Source organism: Stenotrophomonas rhizophila (assembly GCF_003751305.1).
Taxonomy (GTDB): Bacteria; Pseudomonadota; Gammaproteobacteria; order Xanthomonadales; family Xanthomonadaceae; genus Stenotrophomonas; species Stenotrophomonas rhizophila_B.
In genome coordinates this window covers 232403-244788 of the sequence record NZ_RJKV01000002.1, presented here as the reverse complement: position 1 = coordinate 244788, position 12386 = coordinate 232403, and the positions used below count along the sequence as shown (strand labels likewise).

Below are 12386 nucleotides of genomic sequence, written 5' to 3'. Positions count from 1 at the left end.
GCGTGCACGCAACGGCGCACGTGTCAGACAGTTCGGCGGCAGTGCCTTACAGGCCCTTGGCCGCCTGCGCGACCGCACGGAACAGCGCGCGGCCCTTGTTCATCGTCTCGTCCCATTCCTTACCGGGATCGGAGTCGTAGACGATGCCGGCGCCAGCCTGCACGTGCAGGCGGCCGTCCTTGATCACGGCGGTGCGGATCGCGATCGCGGTATCGGCATCGCCATGCCAGCCGATGTAGCCGATGCTGCCGGCGTAGACGTTGCGCTTGATCGGCTCCAGCTCGCGGATCACTTCCAGCGCGCGGATCTTGGGTGCGCCGCTGACGGTGCCGGCCGGGAAGGTTGCACGCAGCACGTCGGCGTAGCTCAGGCCCGGCTGCAGCTGCCCGGTGACTTCGCTGACGATGTGCATGACGTGGCTGTAGCGTTCGATCACGAACTGCTCGCCCACTTCCACCGTGCCCGCCTTGGACACGCGACCGGCATCGTTGCGGCCGAGATCGATCAGCATCAGATGCTCGGCACGTTCCTTGGGATCGGCCAGCAGTTCGACTTCCAGTGCGTTGTCTTCTTCCACCGTCGCGCCACGCGGGCGGGTGCCGGCGATCGGGCGCACGGTGACTTCCCCGTCCTGCAGCCGCACCAGGATTTCCGGCGAGGAGCCGACCACCTGCACGTCGCCGGTGTCGAGGAAGTACATGTACGGCGAGGGATTGAGCGCGCGCAGCGCGCGGTACACATCCACCGGGCGCGCCTTGAACGGCACGCTCAGGCGCTGGCTCAGCACCACCTGGAAGATGTCGCCGGCGCGGATGTATTCCTTGGATTTGTCGACCGCGGCAATGAAGCCTTCGCGGGTGAAGCCGGAGACGAAATCGTTCTCGTCCAGCACATCGCGGGTGATCGGCGCGGGGTAGCCGGCACCGGGCGCACGCAGCTTGGCGACCAGCGCATCCAGCTTGGCCTGGGCATCCTCCCATGCACCGGGCTGACCCGGGTCGGCATGCACGATCAGGTACAGACGGCCCTTGAGGTTGTCGAACACCGCCAGCTCTTCGGAGTGCAGCAGCAGGATGTCCGGCGTACCCAGCTCATCGCGGCCACGCGGCGGTGCCAGGCGCGGTTCGATGTAACCGATGCACTCGAAGCCGAACCAGCCGACCAGGCCACCGGTGAAGCCGGGCAGACCGGCCAGCTTGGGCACCGAGTGGGCGCTGCGCAGCGCTTCGACCTCGGCGAAGGGGTCGGCGACCTCGCGGGTTTCCACCACGGTGCCGGACTCGCTGATGGTCAGGGTATGGCCGTGGAAGGCATACACCCGGCGCGCCGGCAGGCCGATGATGGAATAGCGCCCGAAGCGTTCGCCGCCCTCGACCGATTCAAACAGATAGGTATGCGTGCCGTCGGCGAGCTTCAGATAGACCGAAAGCGGCGTGTCCAGGTCGGACAGCACTTCACGGACGACGGGAATGCGGGTGTGGCCTTCAGCGGCCTGCTGCTGGAACTGCTCGAGCGTAATCAAGACGACTTTCCTTCCGGGAAACGGCGGTGGCGGGACGGACGACGGCAACAGGCCACCATCGCCACCAACGGCGAGCGGAAGAAAGGGTATGCGGGGTCGTCAGAATGGACACGCGGCGACTGTACCGCATTGACGGCACCGGATGGAACCCGGCGACGCCCCTGGCATCAGCCCCGCGACAGCAGCGGGCTGTCCAGTGCCACATGCAGGTTGACCCGCCTCGGCACGCAGTCGATGCGGAAGTGCCGGGCCTGGACCGGTTCGCCATCCAGATTGAGGGTCAGCGGCACCTCGGCCTCGATCTCCACCCACGGCGCCTGTACACGTTCGGCCACCTGCTCCAGCGCGCCGCGCTTGCCACCCTTGACCAGCGCGGCAAAGGTGGAGGCGACCTCCCCGCTCAGCTCAGGGATCACCGTGATATCCAGCAGACCATCATCGATCAGGGCCTCCGGACACAGCACCTGCCCACCGCCGGCCTGGCGGCCGTTGCCCACGCCGAGTGCGATGAAACCACCGGCCCATTCGAACCCCGGCGCGCGGACCCGTGCCTGGATCGGATCGATCCGCCCCAGCCGCGATATCCCGGTGACCAGATAGGCCAGCCCGCCGAGCACTTTCTTCAAGCCCTCATCGGTCTCCACCGTGACCTCGGTGCCGAAGCCGCCACTGGCGACGTTCGCGCACCACCACACCTTGCCATCGGCATCGATGCGCAGCAGATCGACCGGGCGCGCGGGCGCCTGCGCGATCAGCTCCAGCGCCGCCAGCGGTTCATCGGGAATCTCCGCCGCGGTGGCGAAATCATTGGCCGTGCCCAACGGCAACAACCCCAGCGACGGCAGCGCGTCGGCCGACTCCTCGCGATGCGCCAGCGTCTCGGCCACCTCACTGAGCGTGCCATCACCGCCGGCCGCGATGATCGTATCCACCCCGTGGGCGATCGCCTCGGCCACATAGCGTTCGGCGTCGCCCGATTCCCAGGTCACCCGTACCTCCAGTTGCACCCCGCGCTCACGCAGCGCGGCCACCGCCTCGCGCACATCCTCATTGCCGGTGGACTTGCCGTTGAGGATCAAACGCCAATGGGGACGGCTCATGCGGTACTTCCAGGGAGTGGGGAAGCGAAGGCTAGCAGCGGACGGCGTGGCCGCCGGTGAACGTCATCAAAGCGTCACCCATGGCCCGGAGAATGGAAGGCCATAGCAAGGAAGATGGATGGAGGCAGGATCAGCCTCCCGCTATTCCCAGGGCCGCATCAGCAATGGTGCGGTCTTTTTTTAAGACAGCTCAGCCTTCGGCGAAGGTCCGCAGCGCCTCGCCTTCCATCCGGTACACCGTCCACTCGCTCTGCGGCGTCGCCCCGGCCGCTTCATAGAACTGGATCGCCGGTTCATTCCAGTCCAGCACCGACCACTCGAACCGCCCGCAGCCTTCGGCCACCGCGATCCGTGCGATGTGCTGCAGCAGCGCCTTGCCGGCACCGCTGCCGCGGCTCTCCGGGCTGACGTACAGATCTTCCAGATAGATCCCGTTACGGCCCAGCCACGTCGAGTAGTTGTAGAAATACACCGCATACCCGATCGCCACACCATCGGCTTCGCAGATCAGCGCATGCGCCTTTGCCGCCGGCCCGAACAGACTCGCACGGATGCCCGCTTCGTCGGTCTGCACCGACGACGCGGCCTTCTCGTAGATCGCCAACTCGCGGATGAAGCGCAGGATCAGCCCCGCATCCCCGGCGGTGGCCACGCGGATGGTCACGGCAGCCACCGGTCCCATGGCTCAGCCCCGCGCCGCGGCGACGTTGCCGCGCATCTGCGCGATGATGTCCTGGTAGCTGGTCTTCGCATTGAAGATCGCCGAGCCGGCCACGAACGCATCCGCACCGGCCGCCGCGATGGCGCCGATGTTGTCGGCCTTCACGCCACCGTCGATCTCCAGGCGGATGTCCTTGCCACTGGCATCGATCTTCTTGCGGATTGCGCGCACCTTGTCCAGCGCCGAGGGAATGAACGCCTGGCCGCCGAAACCCGGATTGACCGACATCACCAGCACCAGGTCCAGGTCATCGAGCACCCAGTCCAGGATGTCCACCGGCGTGGCCGGATTGAGCACCACGCCCGGCTTGCAGCCCAGCGAACGGATCAGCTGGATCGTGCGGTGCACGTGGCGGCTCGCCTCCGGATGGAAGCTGATGTACGTCGCGCCGGCCTCGGCGAAATCCGGAATGATCCGGTCCACCGGCTCCACCATCAGATGCACGTCGATCGGTGCGGTCACGCCGTGCTTGCGAAGGGCCTGGCAGACCAACGGGCCGATGGTCAGATTCGGCACGTAATGGTTGTCCATCACATCGAAATGCACCCAGTCGGCGCCGGCCGCGAGCACGTTGTCCACTTCCTCGCCCAGGCGGGCGAAATCGGCGGACAGAATGGAGGGAGCAATGATGCAGTTGGACATGGCCGGGGCCTTCAGGAGGTTGAAAGGGGGCGCCGCGCGGAATCAGCGCTTGCGCAGGGTCTTGATGCGGTCATAGGCGGCATTGAGCTGGCGCGACTTGCGCTCGGCCTGCTGGCGCAGCTCCGGCGCCGCGCCGACCACCTTGTCCGGGTGGTACTGGGACATCAGCCGGCGGTAGGCCAGGTCGATCTCGGCATCGGTCGCCTCGGAGGTCAGCCCCAGCTCCCGGTAGGGGTTTTCCCTGTTCAGCCGGAACCAGTCGGCATCGAAGGCATGTCCCAGCAACAGCCCGACCACGGCCCCGAACAGCGGATTGGGCCTGAACAACAGGGCGCCAGCGATGAATCCGAGCAGTTTTCCGTACCAGCGCATGGTGGTCTGGGCAGCCAAGGCGACAAAGGATCTTCATTTTACGTCACAGCGGGCCCAACCCGCTTTACACTAGGCCGCCCGCTGTCTGTGCGGGCCCTCCGGGTCCCCTGGACAGCTGTCATGACGAAGCCTCAGGAGTGCCCGTGCCGACCACGTTGTTGCAATCCGATCTCCCCGGCCTGCCCTTGCGCCATCGCGGCAAGGTGCGTGATGTTTTCGACATTCCGCGCGACCGGCTCCCCGCCGGCACTCCGCCGGGGGACTACCTGCTGATGGTCGCAACCGACCGTCTGTCAGCCTTCGACGTGGTGCTGCCCGATCCGATCCCCGGCAAGGGCGAGATGCTCTGCCAGGTCTCGAACTTCTGGTTCGCCAAGACCGCGCACCTGATGCCCAACCACCTGACCGGCATCGATGTCGCCAGCGTGCTGCCCGAGGGTGTCGATCCGGCCCTGTACGCCAAGCGCGCGGTGGTCACCCGCAAGCTCAAGCCGGTTCCGGTCGAGGCGATCGCCCGTGGCTACCTGATCGGCAGCGGCTGGAAGGACTACCAGCGCACCGGCAAGATCAGCGGCATCGAGCTGCCCGACGGCCTGCGCCAGGCCGAACAGCTGCCCGAACCGATCTTCACTCCCTCGACCAAGGCCGCCGTCGGCGACCATGACGAGAACATCGATTTCGATGCGATGGTGAAGGCGGTCGGCGCGGACCTGGCCGAGCGCGTGCGCGATGCCACCCTGCGCATCTATGCCTTCGCCGCTGATTACGCCCGCGAGCGCGGCATCATTCTGGCCGACACCAAGTTCGAGTTCGGTACCGATGCCGATGGCCGTCTGTACATCATGGACGAGATGCTGACTCCGGATTCCTCGCGCTACTGGCCGGCCGACGAGTACGAGGTGGGCACCAGCCCGCCGAGCTACGACAAGCAGTTCGTGCGCGACTACCTGGAGACGCTGGACTGGGGCAAGACCGCCCCGGGCCCGAGCATCCCGGCCGAGATCATCGAGCGCACCCGCGCCAAGTACGCTGAGGCGCTGCAGCGCCTGGCCGGTATCTCGGTCGACTGACCGGCACGCGTTCCCCGGGCGTGGGCCGGGGAGCGCGGTTTCCGATGCCGGGCCATGTCGGGCAGACGATGGAAGGCAGCCGACCAACGGTCGGCTCTACCGGCGGTATGCTCTGCAGATCCTGGGAGGGAACATGGCCACCACCACCGTCGCACGCCCGATCGACCGCTATTTCGCCAGTTATTCCAACGACCACCGCAATGCGCTGAACCAGCGCATCCACGTCGTGGCCGTCCCGGCGATCGCATGGTCGGTGATTGCCCTGCTGTGGTGCCTGCCGCCGCTGATCACCTGGTTCCAGAACGGGATCTGGGCCGGCCTGGCGATGTTCGCCGCCTGGTGCTTCTACAACCGCCTGTCGCGCACGCTCGGCTACGGCATGCTGGCGTTCTTCTTCGTCAGCGGCTGCGTCTGCCGTCTGCTGGAAGCCGAGATAGGCCTGGTGAACCTGTTCTGGCTGGCGCTGGGCGTCTTCGCCGTGGCCTGGGTCGCGCAGTTCATCGGCCACAAGCATGAAGGCCGCAAGCCGAGCTTCCTGACCGATCTGGTCTACCTGCTGATCGGCCCGCTGTGGGTGCTGGCCAAGCTCTACCGCCGGATGGGTTGGCGCTACTGACCGGTTTTTCCTGAACGAGCGAGGACGCTCACCAGCAGTCCACGCCACACCGTCCAGCATCGTCCGCAGTGGCCTTTCGAGCGACGGTCACCGTTCATCTTCGTGCACATCTCCGCGGTCCCGCAGGCCCTGCGACCACTGGTTCCGGACCCGTTTCGACCGGTGCCGGGAGGCCACAGTCGGCAAAGTCGCCAGCGGGCCTCCATACGGCCGTCGACGGACCCGAATGGGGCCATGCGCTGCCCGGAAAAAATGAATCAGTGCACGTTACATGCAATTGAGGGCGTATTCGGGTGTATCGGCAGCAATTGCCTGCCTGTTAGACTGAACGACCTGCTCGTGAATCCCGCATTCCCTGCATGAATCCTAGTCTGCTCCTGCTGCTCGCCCTGCCCTTCCTGATGGCAGTGGCCGTCGCTTCATTCCGCCGCACCTCCCGCTCCACGGCCGCCTGGGTAGCCGCGGCCGCTCCGCTGGGAGGACTGGCGCTGTTGGCGACGATGACCCCGGCCATCATGGACGGCGGAATCGTCCGCAGTTACGGGGAGTGGATACCGCAGATCGGCCTGGCCTTCTCGTTGCGCCTGGATGGCCTGGCCTGGATGTTCGCCGGGATGGTGCTGGCGATCGGTGCGCTGGTGGTGATGTACGCCCACTACTACCTCAGTGCCCGCGACAGCGCCCACCGCTTCTACTGCTACCTGCTGCTGTTCATGGGGGCCATGCTGGGCATGGTGCTCTCGGGCAACCTGTTGCTGTTGATGGTGTTCTGGGAAATGACCAGCATCAGCTCGTTCCTGCTGATCGGCTTCTGGTCGCACCGCCAGGATGCCCGCGAGGGCGCCCGGATGGCCCTGGTGGTCACCGGCGGCGGCGGGCTGGCGCTGCTCGGCGGCGTGCTGCTGATCGGCCGCATCGTGGGCAGCTTCGAACTGGATGCGGTGCTCGCCGCCGGCGATCTGATCCGCGCCAGTTCGCTGTACCCGTATGCCCTGTTCCTGGTCCTGGCCGGCATCTTCACCAAGAGCGCCCAGTTCCCGTTCCATTTCTGGCTGCCGCACGCGATGGCTGCGCCGACGCCGGTCTCGGCCTACCTGCATTCGGCGACGATGGTCAAAGCCGGCGTGTTCCTGCTGGCACGCCTGCATCCGGCGCTGGCCGGCACCGATCTGTTCTTCTATACGGTCAGCGGCATCGGCGCGATCACCCTGCTGATCGGCGCATGGAACGCGATCTTCCAGCATGACCTCAAAGGCCTGCTGGCCTATTCGACGATTTCGCATCTGGGCCTGATCACCATGCTGTTCGGCCTGTCCACGCCGATGGCGGTGGTGGCCGGCGTGTTCCATATCCTCAACCACGCCACCTTCAAGGCCTCGCTGTTCATGGCCGCGGGCATCATCGACCACGAGACCGGCACCCGTGACATGCGCAAGCTGGGCGGCCTGCGCCGGCTGATGCCGATCACCAGCGCGCTGGCGATCATCGCCTCACTGGCGATGGCCGGCATTCCGCTGCTCAACGGCTTCCTGTCCAAGGAAATGCTGTTCGCCGAAGCGCTGACCGCGGGCGGCCCGGAGACCATGCGCGTGGTGATGTCGATCGCCGCGCTGCTGGCCGGCGTGTTCGGCGTGGCCTACAGCCTGCGCTTCGTGCACGACACCTTCTTCGGCAAAGGCCCGCACGATCTGGACCGCGTCCCGCATGAGCCGCCGCGCTTCATGAAGGTCCCCGTCGAGATCCTGGTCGTGGTCTGCGTGGCCGTCGGCGTCGCCCCGGCGATCACCATCGCCCCGGTGCTGCACGCGGCCGCCTCCTCGATCCTGGGCGCGGCAATGCCGGCCTACAGCCTCTCGGTCTGGCACGGTTTCAACACCCCGTTGATGATGAGCATCGCCGGCGTGATCGGCGGTATCGCGCTGTACTTCGGCCTGCGTCGCCTGATCAACCTGCATGCGGTGGTCAGTCGCAGCATCGGCCGCAATATTTTCCACAAGCAGCTGGACCTGGTGTTCGGCTTCGCCCACCGCCTCACCCAGGGCCTGGCCAACGGCAGCCTGCAGCGCATGCTGATGGCGCTGGTGCTGGTGGCGATCGTCGTCGCCGCCGCGCCGTTCGTGGCCAACCCGGCCTCGCCCAACTGGCCCTCGCCGCAGCCGATCCCGCTGCTGGGCTGGGCGCTGTGGCTGGTGATGATGGCCTGCGCGCTGGGCGCACTGTTCGTCTACCGGCAGCGCCTGCTGGCGGTGCTGGTGGTCGGCGGCGTCGGCCTGATGGTTTCGCTGACCTTCGTGTTCCTCTCGGCGCCCGATCTGGCGCTGACCCAGCTGCTGGTGGAGATGGTCACCCTGGTGCTGATGCTGCTGGGCATGAACTACCTGCCGATCCAGTCGCCACCGGAGAAGTCGGTCTGGCGCAAGCGGCGCGATGCGGTGATCGCGATCGTCGCCGGTGGCGGGCTGGCCGCGATGGCCTACACCGCCATGACGTTGCCGCCGAACACCATGGCCGGCGAGCTGCTGGCGCGTGCGCTGCCGGAGGCGTATGGGCAGAACGTGGTCAACGTGATCCTGGTCGACTTCCGTGGCTTTGATACCTTCGGTGAGATCACCGTGTTCGGCATCGCCGCGCTGGTGGTGCACGCCATGCTGCGCCGCTCCCGGATGGCGCCGGAACAGATCATGCCCGGCCCGCCGATCAAGCTGCCGGTGCCGGCCGATCTGGCCCAGATCATGTTCCCGCTCACCCTGACAGTCTCGATCTTCCTGTTCCTGCGCGGCCACAACGCACCCGGCGGCGGCTTCATCGCCGGCTTGGTGCTGGCCGTGCCGCTGCTGATCCAGTACGTCATCCAGGGCACCACCTCGGTGGAATCGCGCTTCGGCTTCGATTACATCCGCTGCATCGGTGCGGGTCTGCTGATCGCCATCCTCAGTGGCTGCGCGTCGATGCTGTTCGGCGTGCCGTTCCTGACCAGCGGCCATCTGGACCTGCACCTGCCGCTGATCGGCGAGGTACCGCTGGCCAGCGCGATCGGCTTCGATACCGGCGTGTACCTGGTGGTGTTCGGCGGCGTGATGCTGATGCTCTCGATGATGGGCACGATCAAGCCCTCGCGCACCCGCAATGCCCGCAAAGGCGAGATCGATCCCAACCGCCGTTCGGCAAAAACCGGGGAGATGCACTGATGGAACTGGCTCTGGCAAGCGCCATCGGCGTACTGAGCGCGATCGGCATCTACCTGCTGCTGCGCGCGCGCAGCTTCGATGTGATCCTCGGCATGACCTTCCTGTCGTATGCCACCAACCTGCTGATCTTCGCCGGCGGCCGGCTGGTGCAGGGCAAGGCACCGGTGCTGCGTGAGGGCATCGACAGCGATCTGGGCAACTACACCGATCCGCTGCCGCAGGCGCTGGTGCTGACCGCCATCGTGATCGCCTTTGCGATGACCGCGGTCAGCATCGTGCTGGCGATGCGCAGCCGCAGCGACAACCACAGCGACCACGTGGACGCGCACGAAGAAGAAGAGCTTCCTGCCGATACCGCGCCGGGCCGGGAGGGCGGCGCATGAACCATGCGGTGATCCTGCCCATCCTGATTCCGCTGTTCGGCGCGGCCTGCTCGCTGTTCGTCGAGCATCGCCGCTACGGGCCGAAGGTGCAGCGCACGGTGGCGTGGACCACGCTGACCGCGCTCGCCGCGGCCGTCGCGCTGCTGTTCGCGCAGACCGCCGACGGCAGCATCGCGGTGTACCTGCTGGGTGACTGGCCCTCGCGCCTGGGCATCGCGCTGGTGGCCGACCGCCTCTCGGCATGGATGCTGGTGACCACACTGCTGCTGGCCATCCCCTGCCTGCTGCACGCCTGTTCGGGCTGGGACCGCCGCGCGCCGCACTTCCATGCGTTGTTCCAGTTCCAGCTGGTCGGCCTCAACGGCGCGTTCCTGACCGGCGATATCTTCAATCTGTTCGTGTTCTTCGAGGTGATGCTGATCGCCTCCTATGGCCTGCTGCTCAGCGGCGGGCGCGGCCTGCGCATGCGCATCGGCCTGCACTACGTGGTGTTCAACGTTACCGCCTCGACCCTGTTCCTGATCGCACTCGGCCTGCTGTACGCCTCGCTGGGCTCGCTCAACATGGCCGAACTGTCGCAGCGCATCGCTGAAGTGCCGGCCTCGCATCTGACCCTGGTCAAGGCGACGATGGGGCTGTTGCTGCTGGTGTTCTGCAGCAAGGCTGCGCTGATGCCGCTGTATCTGTGGTTGCCCGAAGCCTATGCGCGTGCGCCGGCCGCGGTGGCCGCGCTGTTCGCGATCATGACCAAGGTCGGCCTGTACGCGGTACTACGGGTCAGCACCCTGTGGTTCGGCGAGGGTGCCGGCCCGATGGCCGGCTACGGCAGCCAGTGGCTGCTCTGGGCCGGTGTGGCCACCCTCGTGCTGGGCGGCCTGGGCGTGCTCGCTGCGGCGCGCCTGCGCGTGCTGATCTCCTACCTGGTGGTGGTCTCGGCGGCGACGCTGTTCATCGCCTTCTCGGTGCGCACACCCGAAGTGCTCTCGGCCGGCCTGTACTACCTGCCGCACAGTACCTTCGTAGCCGCCGCGCTGTTCCTCATTGCCGACCTGATCCGCCGCCGTCGCGGCGGTGCCAGCGATCGCAAGGAAGTCATCGCACCGATGCCGGGCAAGGAAACGCCTGCGGTGCTGTTCCTGATCGGTGCGGTCTCGGTCGCGGGCCTGCCGCCGCTGTCCGGCTTCCTGGCCAAGGCCGCGCTGCTGGCCGGCATGCCGGCGCAGTACACCTGGGCGGTGTGGGCCGCCGTGCTGGGCAGCAGCCTGATGGTGATCGTCGGCCTGACCCGTGGCGGCATCCGCCTGTTCTGGCGCGTACCAGTGGTTGAGGAAGGCGCACCCAAGCCGCGCAAAGCACCGACGCGCACCGTGGAATTGTTCGCCGCCGCGCTGCTGCTCAGTTATGGCATCGCGATGAGCGTGTTCGCCGGCCCGCTGATGCAGCACACCGATGCGATGGCCACCCAGCTGCTGCAGCCCCAGGACTATGTGGGTGAACTGCGCGCCACCACGCCGGAGATCCGCCAGCCATGACGCGCAAGCCTTCCCTGTACAAGCGCATCCTGCCTTCGCCCTCGCTGAGCGTGATGGTGGTGGCGTTCTGGCTGTTGATGTCCGACAGCTTCACCCTGGGCCAGTTCGTGCTCGGCATGATCCTGGGCGTGGTGGTGCCGTTGTTCGCCGCCAGGCTGGACCGCGAGTTCGCGCGGATCGGCTCGCTCAAGCCCCTCCCCAAACTGCTGTTCGTGACCCTGTGGGACATCCTGATCTCCAACATCCGGGTCGCGATCCAGGTGCTGGGGCCGGAGCGCCGCATCCACCCCGGCTTCATCTGGCTGCCGCTGGATATCGCCAACATCCACGGCATCGCCGCGCTGACCAGCATGATCACGCTGACCCCGGGTACCGTCTCGGCCGCGTTGTCCGATGACCGCCGCTATCTGCTGGTGCACGTGCTGCATCTGGATGATCCGGACGAACTGATCCGGCAGATCAAATCCCGCTACGAAGCCCCGCTGATGGAGATTTTCCCATGACCGGACATATGTTCATCCAGACCACGATGGTGGTGTGCATGCACGTGGTCGGCCTGGCCATGCTGCTGGCCACCTGGCGCCTGCTGCGCGGCCCCACCGTGCCCGATCGCATCCTTGCGCTGGACACCTTGTCGGTGACGGCCATCGCTGAACTCATGTTGTTCGGCATGTACCTCAACTCGGCGGTGTACTTCGAAGCGGCGCTGATCATCGCCATGCTCGGCTTCGGCAGCACGGTGGTGCTGAGCAAGTTCGTGCTGCGCCGGGACATCGTCGAATGATCACCTTCATCCAGATCGTGCTGTCGATCCTGCTGCTGTTCGGCTGCTTCTTCATCCTGGTCGGCGCGCTCGGCCTGGTGAAGCTCTCCACCTTCTTCAAGCGTCTGCACGCACCGACCAAGGCCAGCACCCTGGGCGTGGGCTGCGTGCTGGTCGGCTCGGTCTGTTATCACATCTTTCTCGGCGAAGACCCGCAGCCGCGCGAGCTGCTGATCACCGTGTTCCTGTTCATCACCGCGCCGATCAGCGCGCACATGATGGCCAAGGCGGCGCTGTCGCTGCTGATGGAAACCCGACCGGACCTGCCGGGCCACAAGACCGCCAAGGAAGAACAATTGCCGCCGCCGGAGCCGCGCCATCCGGGCGACACCGAGGGTGCAGAGGCGCCGGTTTCCCGGGACAGCCAGTAGCGCCGACCGTGGGTCGGCTGCCTGCATCGTGCCGGAAGGCAGCCGA

At 66.4% G+C, this 12386-nt stretch carries 13 protein-coding genes; 8 read left to right on the top strand and 5 right to left on the bottom strand.

Annotated elements, in window-relative coordinates; genetic code table 11:
• Positions 1 to 46 precede the first annotated feature (46 nt).
• The 5 genes from trpE to EDF74_RS09715 all read right to left on the bottom strand — a co-directional run bounded on the left by trpE (position 47) and on the right by EDF74_RS09715 (position 4357).
• Entirely contained in the window at positions 47 to 1522 is a 1476-nt protein-coding gene (gene trpE, locus EDF74_RS09735) for an anthranilate synthase component I (protein ID WP_123729959.1), read from the bottom strand.
• A gap of 167 nt (positions 1523 to 1689) precedes the next feature.
• On the bottom strand, positions 1690 to 2622 hold the full coding sequence (yegS, locus tag EDF74_RS09730) for a lipid kinase YegS (RefSeq protein WP_123729958.1): 933 nt from the start codon (positions 2620 to 2622) through the stop codon (positions 1690 to 1692).
• A 190-nt stretch (positions 2623 to 2812) separates the two neighbouring features.
• Positions 2813 to 3295 carry a GNAT family N-acetyltransferase gene (locus EDF74_RS09725; RefSeq protein ID WP_123730838.1) on the bottom strand — a complete coding sequence of 161 codons (483 nt, stop codon included), beginning with the start codon at positions 3293 to 3295 and terminating at the stop codon, positions 2813 to 2815.
• Positions 3296 to 3307: 12 nt separating this feature from the next.
• Positions 3308 to 3985, bottom strand: a complete 678-nt coding sequence (gene rpe, locus EDF74_RS09720; protein ID WP_070426117.1) for a ribulose-phosphate 3-epimerase — start codon at positions 3983 to 3985, stop codon at positions 3308 to 3310.
• A 42-nt stretch (positions 3986 to 4027) separates the two neighbouring features.
• Positions 4028 to 4357, bottom strand: coding sequence for a J domain-containing protein (locus tag EDF74_RS09715; protein ID WP_123730837.1), 330 nt, complete (start codon positions 4355 to 4357; stop codon positions 4028 to 4030).
• A 143-nt stretch (positions 4358 to 4500) separates the two neighbouring features.
• Between EDF74_RS09715 and EDF74_RS09710 the strand changes: the two genes are divergently transcribed.
• The 8 genes from EDF74_RS09710 to EDF74_RS09675 all read left to right on the top strand — a co-directional run bounded on the left by EDF74_RS09710 (position 4501) and on the right by EDF74_RS09675 (position 12340).
• Positions 4501 to 5427: a phosphoribosylaminoimidazolesuccinocarboxamide synthase gene (locus EDF74_RS09710; protein WP_019185298.1), complete on the top strand. Its 927-nt coding sequence runs from the start codon at positions 4501 to 4503 to the stop codon at positions 5425 to 5427.
• A gap of 133 nt (positions 5428 to 5560) precedes the next feature.
• Positions 5561 to 6043 carry a DUF962 domain-containing protein gene (locus EDF74_RS09705; RefSeq protein WP_123729957.1) on the top strand — a complete coding sequence of 161 codons (483 nt, stop codon included), beginning with the start codon at positions 5561 to 5563 and terminating at the stop codon, positions 6041 to 6043.
• 359 nt (positions 6044 to 6402) lie between these two features.
• Positions 6403 to 9231, top strand: a complete 2829-nt coding sequence (locus tag EDF74_RS09700; RefSeq protein ID WP_123729956.1) for a monovalent cation/H+ antiporter subunit A — start codon at positions 6403 to 6405, stop codon at positions 9229 to 9231.
• Positions 9231 to 9614 (top strand): Na+/H+ antiporter subunit C, encoded by a 384-nt coding sequence (locus tag EDF74_RS09695; RefSeq protein ID WP_019185295.1) that lies wholly within the window; start codon positions 9231 to 9233, stop codon positions 9612 to 9614. The genes EDF74_RS09700 and EDF74_RS09695 overlap by 1 nt, the downstream gene beginning before the upstream one ends.
• Positions 9611 to 11146, top strand: coding sequence for a monovalent cation/H+ antiporter subunit D (locus EDF74_RS09690; protein WP_123729955.1), 1536 nt, complete (start codon positions 9611 to 9613; stop codon positions 11144 to 11146). The genes EDF74_RS09695 and EDF74_RS09690 overlap by 4 nt, the downstream gene beginning before the upstream one ends.
• A complete protein-coding gene (locus tag EDF74_RS09685) occupies positions 11143 to 11649 on the top strand; it encodes a Na+/H+ antiporter subunit E (RefSeq protein ID WP_123729954.1) in 507 nt (168 codons plus the stop codon). The genes EDF74_RS09690 and EDF74_RS09685 overlap by 4 nt, the downstream gene beginning before the upstream one ends.
• A complete protein-coding gene (locus tag EDF74_RS09680; RefSeq protein WP_019185292.1) occupies positions 11646 to 11930 on the top strand; it encodes a K+/H+ antiporter subunit F in 285 nt (94 codons plus the stop codon). Before EDF74_RS09685 ends, EDF74_RS09680 begins: the two co-directional genes overlap by 4 nt.
• Positions 11927 to 12340: a Na+/H+ antiporter subunit G gene (locus EDF74_RS09675; RefSeq protein ID WP_123729953.1), complete on the top strand. Its 414-nt coding sequence runs from the start codon at positions 11927 to 11929 to the stop codon at positions 12338 to 12340. Before EDF74_RS09680 ends, EDF74_RS09675 begins: the two co-directional genes overlap by 4 nt.
• Positions 12341 to 12386 lie beyond the last annotated feature (46 nt).

Coding starts and splice junctions, on each gene's coding strand:
- yegS (WP_123729958.1), bottom strand. CDS start 2,622: ATGAGCCGTCCCCATTGGCGTTTGATCCTCAACGGCAAGTCCACCGGC.
- rpe (WP_070426117.1), bottom strand. CDS start 3,985: ATGTCCAACTGCATCATTGCTCCCTCCATTCTGTCCGCCGATTTCGCC.
- EDF74_RS09715 (WP_123730837.1), bottom strand. CDS start 4,357: ATGCGCTGGTACGGAAAACTGCTCGGATTCATCGCTGGCGCCCTGTTG.
- EDF74_RS09705 (WP_123729957.1), top strand. CDS start 5,561: ATGGCCACCACCACCGTCGCACGCCCGATCGACCGCTATTTCGCCAGT.
- EDF74_RS09700 (WP_123729956.1), top strand. CDS start 6,403: ATGAATCCTAGTCTGCTCCTGCTGCTCGCCCTGCCCTTCCTGATGGCA.
- EDF74_RS09695 (WP_019185295.1), top strand. CDS start 9,231: ATGGAACTGGCTCTGGCAAGCGCCATCGGCGTACTGAGCGCGATCGGC.
- EDF74_RS09690 (WP_123729955.1), top strand. CDS start 9,611: ATGAACCATGCGGTGATCCTGCCCATCCTGATTCCGCTGTTCGGCGCG.
- EDF74_RS09685 (WP_123729954.1), top strand. CDS start 11,143: ATGACGCGCAAGCCTTCCCTGTACAAGCGCATCCTGCCTTCGCCCTCG.
- EDF74_RS09680 (WP_019185292.1), top strand. CDS start 11,646: ATGACCGGACATATGTTCATCCAGACCACGATGGTGGTGTGCATGCAC.
- EDF74_RS09675 (WP_123729953.1), top strand. CDS start 11,927: ATGATCACCTTCATCCAGATCGTGCTGTCGATCCTGCTGCTGTTCGGC.